This is a genomic window from Mesoplasma corruscae (assembly GCF_002930145.1).
Classification (GTDB): domain Bacteria; phylum Bacillota_I; class Bacilli_A; order Mycoplasmatales; family Mycoplasmataceae; genus Entomoplasma; species Entomoplasma ellychniae.
The window spans coordinates 12,401-34,811 of record NZ_PHNF01000001.1 but is presented as its reverse complement, the minus strand read 5'-3'; the positions used below and the strand labels follow the sequence as shown (position 1 = coordinate 34,811).

At 25.5% G+C, this 22,411-nt stretch carries 19 protein-coding genes and 1 tRNA gene; 14 read left to right on the top strand and 6 right to left on the bottom strand.

All coding sequences use genetic code 4. The features are described 5' to 3' along the window. The first annotated feature begins 94 nt into the window (after positions 1-94). The 8 genes from rpsO (at position 95) to MCORR_RS00080 (ending at position 9,394) form a co-directional block, all read left to right on the top strand. Complete coding sequence (gene rpsO, locus MCORR_RS00115) at positions 95-361, top strand: 30S ribosomal protein S15 (protein ID WP_104206147.1); 267 nt, start codon at positions 95-97, stop codon at positions 359-361. A gap of 79 nt (positions 362-440) precedes the next feature. Continuing rightward, a tRNA-Gly gene (locus MCORR_RS00110) sits at positions 441-514 on the top strand. 62 nt (positions 515-576) lie between these two features. Beyond that, entirely contained in the window at positions 577-1,308 is a 732-nt protein-coding gene (locus tag MCORR_RS00105) for a DxFTY motif-containing membrane protein (RefSeq protein WP_104206148.1), read from the top strand. A 60-nt stretch (positions 1,309-1,368) separates the two neighbouring features. Beyond that, positions 1,369-2,409 carry a phosphatidate cytidylyltransferase gene (locus MCORR_RS00100; protein ID WP_104207628.1) on the top strand — a complete coding sequence of 347 codons (1,041 nt, stop codon included), beginning with the start codon at positions 1,369-1,371 and terminating at the stop codon, positions 2,407-2,409. 4 nt (positions 2,410-2,413) lie between these two features. Then, complete coding sequence (locus MCORR_RS00095) at positions 2,414-3,616, top strand: M50 family metallopeptidase (protein WP_104207627.1); 1,203 nt, start codon at positions 2,414-2,416, stop codon at positions 3,614-3,616. Between the two features lie 17 nt (positions 3,617-3,633). Further along, entirely contained in the window at positions 3,634-8,106 is a 4,473-nt protein-coding gene (locus MCORR_RS00090; protein WP_104207626.1) for a PolC-type DNA polymerase III, read from the top strand. 12 nt (positions 8,107-8,118) lie between these two features. Continuing rightward, positions 8,119-8,754, top strand: coding sequence for a nitroreductase family protein (locus tag MCORR_RS00085; RefSeq protein ID WP_104207625.1), 636 nt, complete (start codon positions 8,119-8,121; stop codon positions 8,752-8,754). A gap of 268 nt (positions 8,755-9,022) precedes the next feature. Beyond that, positions 9,023-9,394 carry an ASCH domain-containing protein gene (locus MCORR_RS00080; protein ID WP_104207624.1) on the top strand — a complete coding sequence of 124 codons (372 nt, stop codon included), beginning with the start codon at positions 9,023-9,025 and terminating at the stop codon, positions 9,392-9,394. Positions 9,395-9,431: 37 nt separating this feature from the next. On the opposite strand, the gene MCORR_RS00075 is transcribed toward MCORR_RS00080, so the two are convergent. Further along, positions 9,432-12,089, bottom strand: coding sequence for an HAD-IC family P-type ATPase (locus MCORR_RS00075; RefSeq protein WP_181021191.1), 2,658 nt, complete (start codon positions 12,087-12,089; stop codon positions 9,432-9,434). Positions 12,090-12,487: 398 nt separating this feature from the next. Here MCORR_RS00075 and MCORR_RS03745 point away from each other — a divergent pair, with 398 nt between their 5' ends. The 6 genes from MCORR_RS03745 (at position 12,488) to infB (ending at position 17,197) form a co-directional block, all read left to right on the top strand. Then, on the top strand, positions 12,488-12,664 hold the full coding sequence (locus MCORR_RS03745) for a hypothetical protein (RefSeq protein WP_181021190.1): 177 nt from the start codon (positions 12,488-12,490) through the stop codon (positions 12,662-12,664). Positions 12,665-12,789: 125 nt separating this feature from the next. Beyond that, positions 12,790-13,284, top strand: coding sequence for a ribosome maturation factor RimP (gene rimP / locus MCORR_RS00070; RefSeq protein WP_104207622.1), 495 nt, complete (start codon positions 12,790-12,792; stop codon positions 13,282-13,284). A 9-nt stretch (positions 13,285-13,293) separates the two neighbouring features. Continuing rightward, positions 13,294-14,742, top strand: coding sequence for a transcription termination factor NusA (nusA, locus tag MCORR_RS00065; RefSeq protein ID WP_104207621.1), 1,449 nt, complete (start codon positions 13,294-13,296; stop codon positions 14,740-14,742). Next, positions 14,723-14,989: an RNase P modulator RnpM gene (rnpM, locus tag MCORR_RS00060; RefSeq protein WP_104206157.1), complete on the top strand. Its 267-nt coding sequence runs from the start codon at positions 14,723-14,725 to the stop codon at positions 14,987-14,989. Before nusA ends, rnpM begins: the two co-directional genes overlap by 20 nt. After that, positions 14,982-15,281, top strand: a complete 300-nt coding sequence (locus tag MCORR_RS00055) for a L7Ae/L30e/S12e/Gadd45 family ribosomal protein (RefSeq protein WP_104207620.1) — start codon at positions 14,982-14,984, stop codon at positions 15,279-15,281. Before rnpM ends, MCORR_RS00055 begins: the two co-directional genes overlap by 8 nt. 32 nt (positions 15,282-15,313) lie before the next feature. Beyond that, positions 15,314-17,197: a translation initiation factor IF-2 gene (gene infB, locus MCORR_RS00050; RefSeq protein ID WP_104207619.1), complete on the top strand. Its 1,884-nt coding sequence runs from the start codon at positions 15,314-15,316 to the stop codon at positions 17,195-17,197. A gap of 140 nt (positions 17,198-17,337) precedes the next feature. On the opposite strand, the gene MCORR_RS00045 is transcribed toward infB, so the two are convergent. The 5 genes from MCORR_RS00045 to MCORR_RS00025 all read right to left on the bottom strand — a co-directional run bounded on the left by MCORR_RS00045 (position 17,338) and on the right by MCORR_RS00025 (position 22,365). Beyond that, entirely contained in the window at positions 17,338-19,155 is a 1,818-nt protein-coding gene (locus tag MCORR_RS00045; protein ID WP_104207618.1) for a DUF262 domain-containing protein, read from the bottom strand. 2 nt (positions 19,156-19,157) lie between these two features. Continuing rightward, positions 19,158-19,769, bottom strand: coding sequence for a hypothetical protein (locus tag MCORR_RS00040; RefSeq protein ID WP_104207617.1), 612 nt, complete (start codon positions 19,767-19,769; stop codon positions 19,158-19,160). A 2-nt stretch (positions 19,770-19,771) separates the two neighbouring features. Continuing rightward, on the bottom strand, positions 19,772-20,872 hold the full coding sequence (locus tag MCORR_RS00035) for a DNA adenine methylase (RefSeq protein ID WP_104207616.1): 1,101 nt from the start codon (positions 20,870-20,872) through the stop codon (positions 19,772-19,774). 321 nt (positions 20,873-21,193) lie between these two features. Further along, complete coding sequence (locus MCORR_RS00030) at positions 21,194-21,586, bottom strand: DDE-type integrase/transposase/recombinase (protein ID WP_104207615.1); 393 nt, start codon at positions 21,584-21,586, stop codon at positions 21,194-21,196. 248 nt (positions 21,587-21,834) lie between these two features. Beyond that, positions 21,835-22,365, bottom strand: a complete 531-nt coding sequence (locus tag MCORR_RS00025; protein ID WP_104207614.1) for a hypothetical protein — start codon at positions 22,363-22,365, stop codon at positions 21,835-21,837. Positions 22,366-22,411: the final 46 nt, after the last annotated feature.

The window sequence follows — 22,411 nt, the reverse complement described above, 5'->3', positions numbered from 1 at the left end:
GTTTTATAATCTTTAAAGTGACAGTTCACCAGAGGTAAGATTTTTTCCCAAATCTATCTATGATGCAACAAAAAAATCACAACAAAGGGGAAACATGATTTCAAAACAAAGAAAAGCTGAAATTATTAGTGAATTTGGAGGTAATGCAAATAACACAGGTTTAGCTGAAGTTCAAATTGCATTATTGACTGAAGATATTAAAAATATGACAGTGCACTTACAAGATCATAAAAAAGATGTTCCAACAAGAAGAACACTTTTAAAGAAAGTTGCTCAAAGAAGACACTTATTAGATTTTTTAATTAAAAACGATGTACAAAGATATAAAGATATTATTGCTAAGCTTGGTTTAAGAAAATAATAATAATAATAATTTTTAATCAAGCATTTAATTGACACATATAGTAAAATGTAATATTATATTTATGTGTTTATTTATTGCAGGTGTAGTTTAATGGTAGAACTTCAGCCTTCCAAGCTGACTGTGAGGGTTCGATTCCCTTCACCTGCTCCATTTATTAAAAATCCAAACAACCTTAGGGTTGTTTTTTTATTTAATAGTATAATTATAAGTATATGAAAATAGATAGTGATAAAAGAATAGATTTTGAAAAGTTAAGAAAGTTTGATCATGAAAGAACAAATATATTTATAAGTATTTTGTTTGAAACTTTTTTTGTGATTATTCCTTTTTTAGTTATATGAATTTGCATAGGCCCTTTTTGAAACTTGTCAGTTAATGAAGCATCAAGGTTTAAAAATTATTATGATAATTTACCAGCTAGAGAAGTTATACTGATATTCATAACTTTTTTAACAATTTTGTTTGTAGTTTTACTTAATTTCATTTCATACTATTTAAAACTTCAAAAAGAAGATAGTTTTACATTTACACTAGCAATTTCTTTAATGTTTTTTAGTTTTATTGTAAATGATATTTGAATATTCAAAGTTTCAATGTCATTTATTTGACCAGTTAGGTTAGCTTTAATGTTTATATTTGCTTTTTTTGGAATATTAATTGGTGTTTTCATAACTACATTTCTAAGAAATAGAAGATTTTTAATTGAAGAAGAAGATGAGAAATTTTTCATAGAAAATTATAATAAAAAAAATTTAACTCAACAAGAGCTAAAAAGATTAGAAAAAGCTAATAAGTTTCATAACGATATAATTGAAAAAAACAATCGTTATGAGTTAATGATTATGCAATTTGATAATAAGTATGAAACTTTTGTTTCTAATAAAAAACTTAAAAAAATGAATGAAAAAGAAAAGAAGTTAAGAAATAAAAAAAATAAAAAATAGATTAAAACTATTGATAGTTTATTTTGTTAAAATATAAATAATATAAGATAAGAGGTAACAATGCATTCTATTAAAGACTTTAAAATTAAAAATAATAATTTGTTTTTAAGAGTTATTTCCGGTGCTGCTTTATTTTGAATATTTGGTCTTTATGTAGCTTTTGCAGTTTTAAATAATGAATTATGGGTTCAACAAGACTCAAAAATTTTAAGTTATGTTTTTGGTTGGTTATTTATAATTGCATCAATTGCAATATTAGCTGCTACTTTTGTTGAATTATTTAATACATTTAAATTGAAAAAAGTATGAGCTAAAATTATTTTAATAATTTTTGGTGCTTTATTATATTTAATGCCATTAGGTGATGCAGCATTTTTAGCAGACGGTATATTTATCTACAATTTTCATAAACAAGCTATTATCTTTTTTGGTAATCCATTTTTTCAATTTGCAGTTTTTTTCACTTTAATAGGTGCAATGTTTTTTGTTCTGAAAATAATAAATTATAAAACACTTGATGCTTTGTGAATTGTATTTATAGGTTTAGTAATTGTATTTGGATTAAAAGGTTTTACAACAATTTGTTTATCAGTTGATTATACTGATAAAAATGGGTACTCTGCCATTAATATGGGATATATAACTGGGGTTTGAATATGAATAGGCATTATATTAACTGACACTTTTGCATATTTTTTTGGTGGTAAATTTGGTAAGCATAAAATGGCACCAAAAATAAGTCCAAAAAAAAGTTGGGAAGGAGCCATTGGTGGATTTTTATCATCAACTATTATTTTAATTTCACTATCTGTAATGCTACTGCTTATAAAAAGTGATTATAACGTATTTAACGTTTTTGTTTTTGCTGAAATTTTATCACAAAGTCAAATAATAACGCTTTATGTCTTATTTGCTGTTCTAATTTCTATTACTTGTCAATTTGGGGATCTTTTCTTTTCTTTTATTAAAAGAAAAATGGGTATAAAAGATTTTTCCAATATAATTCCTGGGCATGGTGGTATTTTGGATAGATTAGATTCTTTCATGGTGGTGTTTTCTTTAATGTTTTTTATAATATTAATTGATTCATTTATAGGGTAATTTTATGAGTGTGTTATTTTCTTTATTAATGATTGTTGTGGGCGTTGTAATAGTTTTAGTTCTTATCACGTTACATGAATTAGGCCACTTTTTATTTGCTAAATGATCTAAAGCTTACGTTTTTGAATTTTCTATTGGCTTTGGACCAAGACTTTTTACTATTAAAACCAAAGAAACATGATATTCAGTAAGAATATTACCTCTTGGAGGTTTTGTTTCTATTGCTAGTGATTTTTCCCCACCACCCAATGGTAGGGAAGAAGAATTTGCAACCATTCCTGATGAACGCAAAATTGATTATGCTGTTAAATGAAAAAAGGCATTATTTATTTTAGCTGGACCAATAGTCAATTTATTTATTGCTTTTATTTTGATAATGTCAGTATTTTTATCAAATGGATATAAGCCAAATGATATGAATTCAAATGGGCAAATATTTGCAAAAGATTCTGTAGCATTAAAAATTATTCAAGAATTAGAACCAAATCTTGAAAGTGGTGCTCAAAATATAGTTTTAACAGGAATACAAATTAAGTGAAATGAAGATTTAAAAGAAGAAAAAGATTTTACTTCAACTAAATATTCTATAATGGTACAAGAGGTATCTGATTATTTAAGCGAAACAAATAAATTTATCAAAACTGAACCTGATTTTTTGAAAGGCATTAGTTTGCGTTTTAAATTTCAAAATATAGATAAATATACACAAAAAGTTAATGGAGAAATTAAAGACACTGGTTTAAAAGAAGTTAATCAAGATATTCTTGAAAATTGAAAAAACCAGAAAGTCATGAGAATTGGGATTCAACCACCTCACAAGTATTTTAAAAACAATTGGTCTGCTTTTGGATACAGTTTTGTTGAAACATGAAATCAAGCAATATCTTTAATAAAAGGGTTAGGATTATTTTTTACTGGTCATTTTAACGCGATTAGTGGGCCATTAGGGATGTTTAATACTTCTGGGGCAACTATATCTGTTAAAACTAATTATGCTTTGTATATTGCAGGTATTTCAGCTAATTTGTTTATGTTGAATATGCTGCCATTTCCACCACTTGATGGTTTTAAGTTTTGAGAAGCATTAATTGAATGAATTACCAAAAAAGAGATGAATACAAAACTTAAAACTATTGTTTATATAGTTGGGGCTATATTCTTATTGGGACTAATGATAATTGTTACAATAAAAGATATTATAATTTAAAAAGAAAGAAGGATAAGATGGACTCAAAACTAATAGATTTATTTACAAAATGTAATATTAATCTTGAAGATACTGAAATGGCATACTTTGATAAAGCTATCCTACAAAAACCAGTTTTAAAAACAAAAAAAAATAAAATTCACTGTAGAATATCAGTTAAAAACTTTTTACCTGTAAGAATTTTAAATAAAATACATCATAATTTTGTAAACAACACAAGTATTCCACTTAAGTTAATTTTAGAAGTTAAAAATCAAAGATTAGATAAAGAACTTATTTTAGAATATATTAATTTTATTAAAGAAAATAAGGCTCAAAATAAGACTGTTGTGTGAGAATTTGTTTGTGATAGAGATGTTAAATATAATAAAGAGGAAAAATGTCTATATTTTGTTGTAGACTCTAATTCATTGAAAGATCAACTTGAAGACGAATTAAAATATTGTTTTGCAAAACTAATACAATTTGGATTTGAAGATCTTAAATACTATATTGAAATAGAAGATAATAGTGCTCAATATACTCAAAGCATTTTAGAATTTGAGCAAAAATCAAAAGAACAATATCGTCAAATATCTCAAAACAAATATCCTACAAATCAATCTATTACTAAACAAGAATATAAAGCTTATGCAGTTAGTTTAGAAAAACCAACATATGATTCATTAGCTGATATTGAAGATGATGCTCAAAATATTGTTATTCACGCAAAAGTAAACAAATATGAAATAAGAGATTCAAAGGCACCAGGTAGAAAAATCTATAAAATAGCGGTTAGTGATGAGCATTCTTCAATTAATGCTATTTATTTTAGTAATGGTAATAATCTAGAATTTTTTGAACCTTTGACTGAAGAAGAATTAAACTCACCAAAAATTGAAGATATTAAAGCTAAAAAAATTAAAGTAGGTGATTGGATTGCACTTAAAGGAAAAACTTCTTATTCACAATGAGATAAAGAGCAGAACTTTATTATTGAAAAAATAGGAAAAATTGAAAAAATAGATCACAAGATTGTTGATGATTATGAAATCAAAAGAGTTGAACTACACACTCACACTAAAATGAGTGCAATGGATGGTGTTTCATCAATTCATGATTATTTACAATTAGTTGATAATTATGGGTGAAAATCTTTAGCTATCACTGATCATGTTAATGTACAAGTTTTTCCTGATGCTTATAATGCATTAAAAAAAATAAATAAAACAAAATCTGAGGATCAAAAAATTAAATTGATATATGGTCTTGAAATGAATATGATTGATAAAAACAATTTATGATTAGTTAAAAATCCTAAAGGCATAAAACTAAATGAAACAAAAATTGTGTTTTTTGACTTAGAAACAACAGGTTTATCACCAGAAATGGATGAAATTATTGAATTTGGAGCTATTGTTTATGATCCAGTTAATCGTACTGAAAAAAAACATAGTATATTTTTTAAACCAAAACAGCCTTTAAAAAATTTTATTAAAGATTTGACAAAAATCACTGATGAAATGTTAGAAAAAGAAGGAAAAGATATAATTGAAGATTATGGTCAAATTCATGAAATAATTAAAGACTCTATATTAGTAGCGCATAATGCTAATTTTGACTTAGGATTTTTAAATAATGCATCAATAAAAGCAGGATTTGGTCCGATACAAAATACTATTTTTGACACCTTAGCTATTGTACGTTTAGCAAGAACAGATTTTAAATATTTTAGATTAGGGTTTATTTGTAAAAAATTTGGAATAATGTATGATGACACTATTGCTCATAGAGCAGATTATGATGCTGAAGTATTATTTAATTTGTATCAAAAAATTGTTTTTTACTTAAAACCAAGTTTAAATATAATATATGATCATGACTGAAATAATTTAATACCAGTTAATGATAAAGAAAATAATAACTTAAAAAAATCTAGAGGTATGCATATAAACATACTTGTAAAAAACCAAGTTGGTTTAAAAGAATTATTTAAATTAGTTTCTATATCTCATACTGAAAACTTTTTTAGTGAACCCAAAATATTAAGAGAAAAAATTTTTGAAATTAGAAAGAATAACAATATTTTAATTGGGGCTGGATGTGTTAATTCAGAGATTTTTGATTTAGCTAAAACAGGAACATATCAACAACTTGAAGAAAAAATTAAGTTTTATGATTATGTAGAAATTCAACCATTATCTGTTTATAAACATTTAATAGTTAATGAAACACTTGATATTGAACAACTTAAAACTTGCATTTTAAAAATAATAGAATTAGCTAAAAAACACAATATTACAGTGGTTGCTACAAGTGATGCTCATTATACAAGACCTGAAATGAAAAAAATTAGAGATGTTTACATCAATGCTAAAGGATTAGGAGGAATCAGACACCCACTATTTTCTTTTAAAAATAAATCTAGCAATATTGATCATCCTGATCAGTTTGTAAGAACAACCAAAGAAATGCTACAGGAGTTTTCATGATTAAATGATGAAAAGTTAATAAATGAAATTGTTATTAAAAATACTAATGCAATATCTGATCAAATAGAACCAAACATTGATATTATTAGACAAGGTTTGTTTACACCAAATATTGAAGATGCTAATCAAAAACTAAAAGATTTATGTTATCAAACTGCTCATGATCTTTATGGTGAAATTTTACCAAAAATTGTAAGTGAACGTTTAGAAAAAGAATTAAATGCAATTATTAAGCACGGATTTGCAGTTGTGTATTGAATATCACACTTATTAGTTAAAAAATCTAATGAAGATGGATATTTAGTTGGTTCGAGAGGTAGTGTTGGTTCTTCTTTTGTTGCTACAACAAGTAAAATAACTGAGGTTAATCCATTAAAAGCTCATTATCGTTGTTTAAAATGTAAGTATTCAAACTTTGATACACCAAAAGAAATTGTTTGTGGATATGATTTACCAGTTGCCAATTGTCCGAATTGTAATATTGAATTAGTTGGTGATGGGCATGATATTCCTTTTGAAACATTTTTAGGATTTGATGGAGATAAAGTTCCTGATATTGATTTAAACTTTTCTGGTGAATATCAACCAATTGCGCATAACTTTACTAAACAAATGTTTGGTGATTATAATGTTTTTAGAGCTGGAACAATTTCAACTGTGGCTGAAAAAACAGCTTTTGGATATGTTAAGGCCTTTTATGAAGAAAATGGTTATGATGAAACAAGCATGCCAAGAAAAGTTGAAATTGAAAGACAAGCTAGTCAAGTTGAAGGTGTTAAAAGAACAACTGGACAACATCCTGGGGGAATTATCATTCTACCAAAAGAATATGAAATAGAAGATTTTACTCCAGTTAACTATCCAGCTGATGATACGACTAGTTCATGATTAACCACACACTTTGATTTTCATTCAATTCATGATAACTTATTAAAAATGGATATTTTAGGTCATGTTGATCCAACGGCTTTAAAAATGTTGTATGATTTGACTGGAGTTGATCCAATTAAAATCCCAACAAATGATAAAAAAGTTTATTCATTATTTAGAGATTTGTCAGCATTAGGTATTAATTCAAATGAAATTAATGGTGAAACAACTGGAGCTTTTGGGCTTCCAGAGTTTGGTACAACATTTGTAAGAACAATGTTAAGTGAAACTAAACCTTCATCATTTGCAGACTTAGTGCAAATATCAGGTCTATCGCATGGAACTGATGTATGAATTGGAAATGCTAGAGAACTAATTAAAAATGAAATTGCAGATATTTCTACAGTTATTGGTTGTCGTGATGATATTATGGTTTATTTAATGCGCCAAGGAATTGATGCAACTTCTGCTTTTAAAGTTATGGAATCTGTTCGTAAAGGGAATGGAGTTCCTAGTGAATTTAAACAAATGTTAAAAGATTATAATATCCCACAATGATATATTGAATCATGTGAAAAAATAAAATATATGTTTCCTAAAGCACATGCAACTGCTTATGTTTTAATGGCTTATAGAATAGCTTGATATAAAGTTTATTATCCTGCTGAATATTATGCAACATTTTTATCAACAAGAGCTGAAGCTTTTGATTTAAAAGTCTTTTTAGGTGGTTTAGAATCAATTAAAGAAAAATTAAATGAACTAACATCTATGAAAAAGAGAAATATGCCAATAAGTGCTAAAGAACAAAATTTAATTCCTATTTTAGAAATAGGATTAGAAATGTATAGTAGAAATATTAAAATTAAAAATATTCATTTTGAAAAATCTGAGGCTTTTAAATTTAGAATTGATATAGATGAAAAAACAAATGATAAATACTTAGTTCCTCCTTTTAATATTATTGATTCATTAGGAGAAGCAGTGGCAATGTCTATTGTTAATGCTAGAAAAGAAAAACCAATTGTGTCAGTGCAAGACTTAGAATCAAGAACAATTGTTACTAAAACACAATTAAAAATATTTGGTGATTTAAAAATTTTAGATTCACTAGCAGAAGATAATCAATTATCATTTGAATTATTTTAAAAAGGAGAAAAAATGTCAAGAGTTAATGAATTAATGCTTCAAAGAAGAAGCGCAAGAGAATTTGATACAAATTATAAAATACCAGAGCAAGATTTAAAAGATCTAGTTACTTCGATTAGAATGTCTCCAAGTGCTTTTGGATTATTAACCCAAAGATTAGTAGTTATTCAAGATAAGGACATTCAAAAAGAACTTGAGCCTTTATTTTGAAATCAAGTAAATTTTGTAACTGCTAGTGCAATATTATTATTTATAGGAACAACACCAAATGGTTTAGCCAAACAAGTACAAATTACTTTAGATAAAAAGTTTGGTGTTGGTATTGAAAGCGAAATGAGAGAAAAGTTTACTATCAATGTTACTAAAAACTTAGTTGATAATGATGTTAGTGATCAAATTAAAAATGAGTATAGTATAAAACAATCTTTTATTAGTTCTGGGGTCGCAACAGTGGCTGCTGCTAATCTTGGTATTGACACATGTATCATTGAAGGATATGATACTAAAAAATTACAATCATATTTAGTTGAGAAAAAAATAATTAATGAAAATGAATCACCATACATATCAATGGTATGTGGAAAATCAATTAGATTTACTGGTGAAAAATTAAGATTAGAAGAAAATGAATTTGTAATTTGAAAATAATTGATTATCCATATTAAAAGAAAATGAGTTTAAACTCACTTTTTTATTATTTAAAAATATAATTATATAATTGTATTGTAAATAAAAGAATTGGAAGAAAATAATAATTAAGTTTTTGCGCATTTCTTCATTTGGAGAGGGAAAAAATATAAATCATTTTTGACTAAGAAAAAATGAAATATGGCCTTCTGAATTTTATTTTCCCACTTACCCTGCACCAAACAAAGAACTTTTATTTAAATTAATTTTAGAGAGGACATAAAATAATATGAGAATACTACTTTCAATACATAATACTCATATACAAAAAATTAAAAGCGGACATAAAAAGTTTGAGTTCAGAAAGGTTGAAGCAAAGAAATTTATCGGTAATGAAATTTTAATATATGCAACATCACCTATATCTAAAGTCGTAGGTATTGCAAAAATAAGAAAAACTCATATAGGAACACCTGATAAAATATGAAAATTTACAAAAGAATTCTCAGGAGTTAATAAAAATTTTTATTATCAATACTATGATAACAAGAATAAAGCTATAGCTTATGAAATTGAATCTTTTATCGAGTTTAGCATTCCTAAAGAATTATCTGATTTTGGAGTTTCTCACCCACCTCAGTCCTTTATTTACATAAAATAAGCTAATATAAAAAATCAGAAATTTAATTTCTGATTTTTTATATTCATTTATTATTGAATCTAATATAACTATGCTTAAATAATTCAGCTAATCCAAAAGATAAGGTTATTAAACCTAGCAATGTTAAATATCAAAAACCATTTTTTATAAATTCTAACTCCATTTTGTGTATTGGTAGATCTATTAAAATGATTAAAAAAGGTATAAAAGCAAACATTAACATTAATCCATTAAATAAACTATTGCTTTTTGGTCCTGTGAAACTAAACTTGCTTGTTCTATAAACCATTATCAATATAATATGAGTGATTACCACTTCAATAAAGAATGCAGTCTGAAATTGATGTAAAGTTTCAACATTACCATTTGTAATTTGTTGAAACATTTTAAACCCATAACCCATAATTAAAAAGTTAATACAACTAACAATAACATGTACTGTTCCATTTCATAAAGCAAAAGGAATAATACTTTTAGTTGATCATCTTGATGGTGATTTAATACTATTATCATCAACACTATCTAATACAAATACTAAATTTGCAAAATCAAAGATTAAGTTTTGTAATAACAATTGTATTGGAGACATTGGTAAAAATATAAAATTATTTGCTTTATAAGTTAATGAAAATCAAATACTTGAAATTAATAAAGTAATTAATAATCCTAAATTAGAAGCGATTGTTATGTTAACAAACTTAACAGCATTTGCAAATGTTTTACGACCTTGAATGAAAGCTTGCTCTAATACATCTAAATCTTTTTCTAACATAATAATATCAGCTGATTGTTTTGCTAAAGCTGAGCCATCATTAACTGAAATCCCAACATCTGCTTTTTTAAGTCCAATAGCATCATTAACCCCATCACCCAAAAATGCCACAACATTATCTTTTTGTAAGATAGAAATAATTTGTGCTTTATCTAAGGGAGAAAGTTCATAAAATAAATTAAAGCTCTTAATAAGTTCTTCACTGACTGAAACAATTTGTTCACCACTTATTTTTTTAACGTCTAATCCAATTTTTTTAACTAAATTTTCACTAACTTTTTCATTATCACCAGTTAAAACCTTAATATCAATTCCATAATTTTGAAATATTTTGATTATTCTAATAACATCTTGTTTTAGTTTTTCTTCTAATCCAACAAAACCTTCAAATACTAATTCACTAACAGAATTATCTTTGGAATCAACAACTTTAGAAGCGACAATAAGAATCTTATTATTTAAATTAGCTTGTTGGTTATTAAACTCATTTAGTTTTTCTACAAAACCAGGTTTTACATCCTCAACTTTATTATTATTTCTAACTTTAGAAATAAGTTTAATAACTTCTTCAAAACTTCCTTTTATAATTAATAGTTTTTGCTTGTTAACTTTAGCAATAACCCCAGATAATTTATTTTCATGACTAAAGTCAATTGTAGAAATAAGTTCATACTTAATCTTTAAATCTTTGAAGTGATTATTTATGGCCGAATCAATTTTATTATTTAACATATTAGAAGCATGTGCGTTAATTGAAGTTATAGTGTTTAATCAATCTGATTGGTTAAAACTATAATCAACTATGTTATTAACTTCAAATTCATTTAAAGTTAATGTTCCAGTTTTATCAGTTGTTAAAACATTAACACTTCCCATATTTTGAATACATGCTAAGTTTTTAATAATAACTTTATTTTTAGATATAACTTTACTTCCAAGTTTTAAGTTAGCTGAAATAATAGCTGGTAGTGCTTCTGGAACTAATGCTACTGCAATTGAAAGAGCAAAGACTAATGGACCTACAAAATCATTTTTAGCAAAACCACTTGTTGATCAAGAAATAACAAAAATTATTGGAGTAATTATTAAAATAAAACCTATTAAAATTTGTGATATCTTTTTAAGTGATCTTTCATAATCACTTTCATCATCTATATCTTCTATAGTGTTTCCAATTGAATCACTATAGTTATTAACACTAATATTAATAACAACTGCATAACAATTACCTTGCTTAACCATTGTGTGAGCAAATAAGATATTTTCTAAATCTAATAAACGTTCTTTAGTGTTATTAATACTTTTTAAAATATATTCAGTTTCACCATTAAGTGTTGACTGATCTATATATAGATCATTACTTTTAATAATTCTACAATCAGTTGGAACTATATCTCCTGGTGAAAGATAAATAACATCCCCAATTGTTAATTCAGATTGTTTAATTTTAACCAAATCTTGTTTTTGATTATCTAATGTATTTATATCAACTACTCTATTTGTCAATATATATATTTCATTTTCAATTTCATGATGTAATTGAATTGATTCTTTATATGCTTTATACTCTTGTTGAAAATCAACACATGCTGCTAATATAACCATAAAGTAAATAATTAAAGCAGAAACTAAAGTGATAAACCCAGTTTCTAAAGTTAAAAAAATAATTATCTCTAATGTACCAATAGCTAATAAAAGTAAATTGAATAATTCAGTTAAAGAACCAATAAATTCTTTTAATCAATTAAACTTTTTAACAACTACTGTATTAGCTCCAAATTTATTTATATTATCTATTCTATTATCTAAACCAATAGGAGAAGAAATAACTTCTTCCAAATTGTTAAATTCAGTATTAGCAATACGATTTACATAATCTGTTTTATCATAAATAAAATCTATATCTTTTTTCTTTTTAAACATATTACCCCTTTTATTTAAATTATATTTTATTATAATATTTTTCATAAATTTTATAAAGAAAATAAATGAGAACATATGAACATACTACCACTTTTGTTTCAAAAATTGGTACTGAAATAAAGCCAACTAAAATTATATTAAATGAAATACTCTATTATGAACAACAATTTGGTTGTTAATGATATATTAAAAAAGTTGAAAACTAAAACAAAAGATTTCACTAGACACCAATCAAAAACATAATTTTTTATATTTTTTATGTAATAATATATGTGAGGGTTCAATTATAATAATTGGATATTACAATATAGTGTTATTGCTGTATTTCCTCCTTTCTATGCCCTAGAGGCACGTCCCTCCCAATTTTTAAATTGGGAGACTTTTTTTAAGGAATAAAAATGGAAAACAAAATTGTTTATAGAAAATTTGATATAGTAAAAATAAGTAAAATACATGCTAATGAAATTTTTAGAAGTATTTCTCAGGATAAAAAGATTTTAGGTTTTAGTACAAAAAAGTTTATTAAGAAAAGGCCTGCAATAATTTTAAAATCATTTCAAAATGGTGAATATTAAAAATAGCTACTGAAAAAATAACTAAAATCTTTAACTAATGTATTTTTATGTGATATCATTTAAATATCAATAAGTAATTGAGCAAGGCTTAACCGTCTTGCTTTATTTATTGCGAAAGGAGATAAATGAGAAATTTCACAACTGTAAAAGATCAAATAATTAAAATTGTAGAACCAATTCTAAAAGAATCTGGATTAAAAATTTATGAGATAAATAATTATTTTGATTTTGATAGTGACATCTTACAAATATTAGTAGAAGATTTAGCAAAACCTAATAAACCATTAGATTTTGATGATATTACTAAAAGCAATGAGTTAATTTCACAAGCATTAGATCAATTAGAAGAACTAAGTGATGCATATATGTTAGAAATAGCTAGTGCTGGGGCTGAAAAGCCCATTAAAGATAAAGACCAACTTATTAAAGCAATTGGTGATTACATACATTTAGAATTAAATAAAAGTGTAAACAATCAAAATACAATTGAAGGTACATTGCTAAGTTATGATGAAGTAAATGACTCATTTATACTGGGATACTTTTTAAAAGGTCAAAAGAAAAAACACAACTTCACATTTAATGAAGTTAAGTCTATTAGATACGCAGTAAAGTTTTAAGGAGATATAATGGTAAACGGAGCGCAATTATTAGAAGCATTAGCTTCAATTGAAAATGAAAAAGGAATTGATAGAGAAATTGCTTTAGAAGGAATCAAAGAAGGATTTCAAAAAGCATTTGAAAGATTTTATGATACTGATGCTATTATTAGAGTTGAAATTGATGACAACTCAGGTGATATTAAATTATTACAGCAATTAAAAGTTGTTAAAACAATTAATGATATTGAAGATGATTGATTAGAAATTGAATTAGAAGCAGCATTACAAATTAACAAGACAGCTATTGTTGGAGAAAATGTTTACAAAGAAATTAAATTTGGTGATGAATTCTCAAGAATGGCTGTTGGACAAGTACGTCAAATATTTCAACAAAAATTAAAAGCGACTGAAAGAGAAAGCATTTATAGAAGATTTGCTGGATTAGAAAATGAAATTGTAACTGGTAAGATTGTTGGGACTAATGATAATCAAACTTCTTACTTATTAGACATTGAAGGTGTGCAAACATCACTATGAAACAAAAAATGCATTAATGGTGAAACATTTAAAATTGATCAATTTGTTGATGTTTTAATTGAAGAAGTTTCAAGAGAAAACAAATATTCACAATTATCAGTATCAAGAATTGCTCCAAATTTTTTAATTAAATTATTAGAAAGAGAGATTAGCGAAGTACATGATGGAGTTGTTGAAATTGTTTCAGCATCAAGAGAAGCTGGTAAAAGAGCTAAAATCTCAGTATTATCACACGACATGAATGTAGAACCAATTGGAGCTATTGTTGGAGTTAAAGGTGCTAGAATTAATCAAATATCTGCACAATTAAATGGTGAAAAAATTGATGTTATTAGATATAGTGAAGACTTCACTGAATATTTAATCAACGCAATGGCACCAGTTAAGGTTATTTCAGTTAATGAAGTATTTGGTGAATATGATATTGTTGTTCCAAATGAGCAATTGTCATTAGCTATTGGTAAATTTGGAATGGCTGCTAAATTAGTTGCTAACTTATTAAAAAGAAGAATTAACATTTATAGTTTAGAAAGTGCTAAAGAAGCAAATGTTTCTGTTTTATGAAATGGAAACATTACAGAAGAACAAGTAAATGATCCAGCATTCTTAAGTGAAGTTAACAAGAGAAAAAATAGAACTGATGCTACTTCAAGAGAAAATTTTTCCCCAAGAAATAACTATGTTGCTAAAAAACCTCAATATAACATAGATAGAGAAGCTTTATCAGCATTTCAAGACGAAATTGGTGAAGAATACAATTCAGGAGTAGAAGAAATTGATGAAGAATTATTAGCAGCAATCAATGCAGTTGATTCACCAGCTATTGATTTAAAAGAAATTCAAGCTGAATTAGCATCATTTAATAATGTTATTGAAGAAAAAGTTGTTGAAGAAATTGATGAAGATGAAGAAGATCTTTATGAAGAATACTACGATTAATAATTTAAGAAAAGAAATAGTTAGTAAAAAAATGATCAATAAATTTGAATTATTTAGAGTTGTATTGACAAAAGATAATAAAGTATTTGTTGATCATACTTATCAAGCAAATGGTCGAGGATCTTATATTTTAAAAGATTTAGATTCTATTGAACAAGCTAGAAAAAAACATTTGCTAGCAAAAAGTTTTAAAACAAAAATAGATATGTCTATTTATGATGAACTAGAAAAGATAATTAATGAATAAAAGTAAATTATTAAATGCTATTGGCATGTGTTATGCTGCTAATAAAATTATTAAAGGTGAACAACTTTTGGACGCAATTAAAAAAAATAAAGTAAAACTAGTTATTTTATCAAGTAATATGGGAAGTAGTCAAAAAAAGAAATTTATTGATAAGTGTACTTTTTATAATATTGAATATTATACAAATTTAATTACAGTTGAAGAGATGACAACATCTTTTGCAAATAAAAATGTAGTTGCATTAGGAGTTAATGATCCTAACTTTATTAAATTAATTAAATCAAATATATAAGAATATAATTTAAATAAAAGAAGGAGGTTTTTATGGCTAAAAAAACAAATAATAGACCAGCACATGCAAATAAAAAACAAATGTCTAAAGATCATACAAAACAAATTAAACAACAATTAAATGAAACAGTAGCAACTGGATTAATTGATGGAGTGTTTGTGTATACTCAAACATTATCAGTTTTAGAATTTGCCACTCAAATTGGGCAAAGTGTTGCTGTGATTTTAAAACATTTCTTCGCACAAGGACTAATGCTAAATCAAAATGCAATTTTATCAGAAGAACAAATGGCAGAACTTGCTTTAGAATTAGGATTTGACTTTAGAAAAGAAGAATCTTTATCAAAAGAAAACTTTTTTGATGCTTTAGACTTAACTGTTGAAGATAAACCAGAAGATTTAGTTATGCGTAACCCAATAGTAACAATTATGGGTCATGTTGATCATGGTAAAACAACTTTATTAGATTCAATTAAAAATACTAATGTTGTTGCTGGTGAAGCTGGGGGTATTACTCAAGCAATTGGTGCTTATCGTATTAAAACTGAAGATGGTCGAAGAATTACTTTTATTGATACACCAGGTCATGAGGCTTTTTCTGAAATGAGAGCACGTGGGGCTAATGTAACTGATATAGTTATTTTAATAGTAGCAGCTGATGATGGTGTTATGCCTCAAACAGAAGAAGCTATTGATCATGCTAAATTAGCAAATGTTCCAATTGTTGTATTTGTTAATAAATGTGATAAACCAGGAGCAGATCCTGAAAGAGTTAAATCAGAATTAATGAAATATGGTTTATTAGCTGAAGAGTATGGTGGGGATATTCCATTTGTACTAGGATCAGCTAAAGCCAAAACTGGATTAAAAGAATTACAAGATACACTTTTATTTATTGCAGAAATGCAAGATTATAAAGCTAATCCAAATAAATTAGCATCTGGTGTTGTTTTAGAAGCACACTTAGATAAAGCAAAAGGACCAGTTGCTTCAATTTTAGTTAAAGATGGAACTTTAGAAATTAAAGATATGATAGTTGCTGGTACTACTTATGGAAATATTAAACTAATTGAAAATGAACATGCTAAAAAAGTATTAAAAGCAGGTCCGAGTAAACCAGTTGTTATATATGGTTTAAACGAAGTACCTTCAGCTGGTGATAAATTCATTGTTATTAATGATGAAAAAACTGCTAGAAGTATTGCTGAAGCTCAAGCTGAAAAGAAATTAAATGCAGAACGTCAAAAAAATAATTCATTTAGTTTAGCTTCAATTAAAAAGCATATTGACGATGGTGAATTAAAAGCTATTAACTTAATTATTAAAGCTGACACACAAGGTAGTGTTGAAGCTATTAAAGGTAGTTTAGCTAAAATTGAAATTAATGGAGTTAAAATTAATATTATTAGAGCAAGTGTTGGAGGAATTACATTAAGTGATGTTACTTTAGCATCAACTGTCACTGAAGGGATTGTATTAATCTATGGATTTAATGTAAGACCAGATGCTGTTGTTAGAAAAAAAGCTGAAGAAGAAAAAATTGAAATAAGATTTTATAATATTATTTATAAACTAATTGAAGAACTTGAAGCATCAGCACAAGGCATGCTAGATCCTGAATTTGAAGAAAAAATTACAGGACAAGCTGAAATTAGAGCACTATTCAGACATACTGATGTTGGTGTTATTGGAGGATTTCATATAACTGATGGATATTTAACTAGAAAATCAAAAGTTAGATTAATAAGAGATTCGATTGTTGTTTATACTGGAGAGTTATCAAGTTTAAAACATTTAAAAGATGATATTAAGGAAGCCAAAATTAATTCAGAAGGTGGATTAACTATTAAAAACTTCAACGACCTTAAAGAAGGCGATATTGTTGAAGGATATATTGAAGAAGAAATTAAAAAATAATTAAATTTGAAAAACTATTTTTATAAGCAATTGAACTTAAACACTTGAATGAGAGACAATTTTATTTAATGTATACAAAATTTGTATCATATAACAGAAAATTGTATAAGCAACTTGTATTGACGGTTTTTCAAAATATTTTATATTAATTCAAAGATTTTTTCTTCCTTCATTTTATCTATAATTTCTTTATGTCTTTTTTCTATATATTCTGGAGATAAAACATTATAGTCTATAACATTAAATGAGTTAGAAGTTAAAGGATCTGTATTTTTTGATTTATCTACAATAATTGTAGCTTTAATCTCACCGCTGTTATTTGATGCTAAAATATTGGTTTGTTTATTCATTAATCTAGCATTACCTAGACAATCTCTATACTTTGCAATAGTTTCCTTATCATCTTTGATAGCAACTCAATTAGGTGTTGATAATTCACCGCTTTTTGGGTTTTGAGCAAAGGCGTGCTCACCATCTATCTTATCTCAATTGAAAGTTGTATGGTTTTCTATTTTTGTTATAAGAAGTAATAAAAGTAAAGATTTATTTAAATTATGATCTAAAATTTCAAAATTTAAAATTCTTTCAAATATATCTAAGTCTTTATGATTTGTTAAATCTCTTTTTACATTTATGTTGTTTTCTGAAATAGATTTAAAGGTTTCTTTTTTTTCACTATCTGAAACAAATTTCATAACTTCTTTTATTCTATATTGAAAATTACCAGGAGATTTACCTAAAAGATTTAATTCGACTATAGAATATTTAATCATACCCAAAATTATATCATCTATCTCTTCTTCATTGTAATTGCTCCTTTTTAATAAAAGAAATAAAGGTAAAATTTTAACTCTTTTTAATCAATTTATTAATTTAGCTGTTGAATTTGTATTTAATTTTAAATATTGATTTAATTCATTAAAAGAATTTACCATTTCTAAAACTTTTTTTGAAAAATTTCCGTCGTTCCCATTTCCTATATATTTTTTAACCTCTGAAAATAATTCTGAATTAGAAGTATCATTATTATTTATAGAGTTCATTCAATGGAACGCATATTTATTAGAAAGTCCATTATTTTCTTCATGAATTTTATTTATAATTTCATTGTATTTAGATTTTACTTCTTGATCATAGTCACTTTTTAATTTTTCAAACTCATTTTGAATGTAACCATTTATTAAATCAAAAGGTTTAAGTGACATACCCGTATTATTCATAGTTTCAAAAATACTGAAGGCATTTGACATATCTGTTATTTCTATATTTAAAACATATGTTGATAAAATTAATGCATCAGCATATTTTATCAACATGCTGCAAAGAGCTCCAATGTCATCTTCTTTTATATGTAATTCACTTTTTTTAACATTAAAATAATTATCGATATTGTTGTAATTTCTTTTAATTATAGAATTTTTTCTAATTTTATTAATTTCATCAGGTTTGCCTTCCAATATTTTGCTGAAATCATTTTTGTCATTTTTATTATGATGTTTTAAGTGTATTTTATTTTCACTTTTAACATGTGAAAATAAATTTGTTTTCTTTTTGTCTAAAAATAAAATATTTTCATATTCTCTTATATAGTCATTTACATCGTCTTGAATTTGAACTCAAGCATCGCTGCTAAGAATTGATCTGAATGATAATAATTGATTTTTTATATAAGCTAAAATTAAAAAAATTGTTGTCAACCTTTGCTGACCATCAATTATTTGTTTTGTTTTGTTATTTTCTGTTAATAGAACAATAGGTCCAAGGTAATTCATATAATCTGAATCATTCAAATCTGGTTCATTGTAAAGAAATTCTAATGAATCTAATATACTATTTATATTATCTTTATTTCAGCTATAATTTCTTTGATAATAAGGAATAGTTAATTGTTTATTATCAAGTAAATTTTTAATACTTACAAAATTTGTATTGCTACTATCTTTTCTTAATTGTGCCATTTTTATATTACCTCTATTTCTTTTTCTAAACAAATCCCACAAATAAATTTTTGTTTATTAGGTGTTAAATATTCATTATCTATATAATAAAATATTTTTGATTTATTAATCAAACATTTATGACAATAACTTTTTAATTTTCTTCTTGTTAAATTAGTAAAAATATTAAAAACTTTAACTTTCTTTACAAACAAAATTTTTTCCAATATATTTGAATTACTAATGTCTTTAATAAAAACTTCGTTTTTACAGTATAGTGTAACCCTACCAACTTTTTTATTTTTTAATTCTGCTCTTTTCCTTAAACCATCTTTTCTTTCAGAATTTGAAGTTGTTATATTTGTTAATTTAGTTTTTATTTTTATTTTTTTATTTTTGATACTTTCTTGTTGATAAAAATATTCGGGGAAAATACTTTGATTTTCTAAAAAAAAATCAGTTCAAACTTTTAGAATATCATTACTTTCGATTCATTGATCAGTTTTATGATTTATAATATCCATTATAATAAGTTCTCTGATAAAAATATAAATTTCGTTTTTATCGTCATTTAAATTTTCAATAATTTTATAATTATTTAACAAATATTTTTTACTAAAAATCATTTTGTACATATTTACCTCGCTCTTTTATCTACAATAAATACAAATTCCTTAACGTATTTTGCACGTTGATTTAAATTTCTCGACCCTCTAAAGGCATTATATTTTTCTTCTATTATTGTTACTAATCCTATTTCTGATAACATTTCTTTCATTTCTTCTGGACTAATAAAACCTTCATTGTTGTATGATATTATAATGAATTTAGAATCAACATTCTTACAAATAAAATTTAATGACTCTTTTGCTTCATCAGCTTTATTAAAAGTTGATTTATTCCAAGAAACTGGTATCCCTGAAACCTTGCTTATATTTTTAGGCCTTATATAATCATTTATTATATTTAACATAAAATAATTAGAAGAATAAGGATGCTGATTGTATGGTGGGTCTATATAAACTAAATCTAATTCCTTTAATTTTAAAATTAAATCCTTAGCATCTTCTTGATATACTTCAAATTCACAATTAAAATTAGAAAAAATTGGCTCTTTTATTTCAATATTAGCCATTATTCTTGATAAAGAATTTTTTCCATTCCCCCCAAATTGCCCTATTCCTGTTTTAGAATTTTTGTAAAAACCTTTAAATACTCCTGAAGTGTTGTTTTTTATTGAACTTTCAACTAAAAGCGGTGCTATAAAAAATTTTCTATATTCTTCAGGAATTTTATTAATTGATTGTCTTAATGAATCAATAAATTTTGCGTTTCTTGTTGTATAAAAAACCCTTTCACCCTCTTTTATGTTAGTGTCCTTTTTTGGAGCATAAAGTTCTTGAATTATACCACCTTTAGTTTTGCTCATTTCTCTCTCGATAACTTCTTTGTATTCTTTTCACTTTAATACATCAAATTCATCTTTATTAGTTAAATAGCATTTATTTATTACTGCTGAATACCCTTCAAGATCATTTGCTATTATTTTTGCAGAATGCTCTTTTAAATTTCTAGAAACTATTCCTGATCCTGAAAAAAGATCAAGCGAAATTAATTTATCTTTTTCCAATTCATTTTTAACATATGTAATACCTGCATTTATTGATGATAAAAGTGATCTCTTGTTACCTAAATAAGTAATTATTTGTTTTGATAAAAATTCTTTAGATTCCACTATTACCCCCTTATATTAGATATTATTACTATAACAAGAATATAAATTAAAATGTTGTTTTAGCAAAAGATATTTTTAAATTAAAATTAAATCTGTAGTAGTAAACACGGAAAAATTAAATCTACAGTTTAATAATTAATTAACGCTAGCGAAAGCTGGTGTTTTTCAATTTAAAACCTTCTGTATTCTATAATTATTGTATCAACTTATATATCATTGTATATGTTTATAAATTTCCTTTAGCTTAATTTTTTGAGTATTTATTCTATTTAAATACTCGCCTTTTAAACAACTAAAGAAATATTCAGCTTCTCTGTTATCTAATTAGTTTCCAATTCTAATCATAGATATTTGTGAGTTCATTTCTTCCACTTTTTTAGTAACTTCATACGAAGAATATTGAAAACCATGATCAGAATGTAAAATAAACCCTTTTCTATCTAGTTCATCTAAAGTGACAAAGATTAATTTAATGTCATCATTTTCTGAAATTTTTCATAATTCTATTTTTTTAGTCTTGTGACTAATAGCAACGGATAAATAAATATGGTTGTGTATTGCTGTAGCAGGTATGTAAGAAACATCTGTAGATATTATATTATCTATTTTAGAATTATAATTTCTTGTAACTAAATCATTATATTTAACTTTTGTATTTTTAATTTCGGCTTTGCGTCTCTTTTTACTTGTAAGTGTTACTAAACCTCATCTAATCATGTAATTTCTGAGAGTTCTATCGCTTATAAGCAACCATTTTAGGATAAAACAATTGCTATTTTTCTGCTGCCATAAATTCCTTTGATTTTATTAAAAATTTCGATCACTTTATTTTTTAAAAAGTCAAATCTATAATTTCTTTCCTTTTTGTTAATATAAAAAGTTGCTCTATGCATTGTTGAAATCTTGTCAATAGGTAAATAGAAATGTATCAATAGGTAAATAGAAATGTCCCAAAAAAAGTTAAATTAAATACTAATATTTAAGAGTGGAAGATTGTTCTTTCCACTTTTTTTGATAATAAATTCAGTTTGAATTTTTTCATTTATTGCTAGTTGTTTTAGTTTTATTAATTTTTGAACTTCAATATTTATATTTTCTAACACAAATTTTTCTTTGTCAATTTCTATTAATGAATAAAAGTTTGTGTAATAGTTTGCAAATATTTCACCAGTGAAAGTTTTAACAATCATTACTTCTTGCTTTTTAGTTAAATTAACTCTTGTGCCATTTTTATTAAAAGTTGCATAATTTTTATTTTCAAACTTAATGGTTGAACCATTTAAAACTTTTCTGCTATAGAGAGTCGAAAGAGCAAAATCCATATCAACTTCATGGGGTTCTCAAGGCACAAATAAATTTTTTGTTTCGTCTATTTTAAAGGCATACTTTTCATTATAATTTTGAATGAATTCTTTGATTCATTCGGTAGCTGAATTAATACGTTTATACAAGCTAATCTTAGCTCTTGAGGAATGCGCTTTTGAAAGCTTCCTCATAGTCTTTCAATCTTACCTTTTGTTTGAGTCACTGATGTTACAAGTT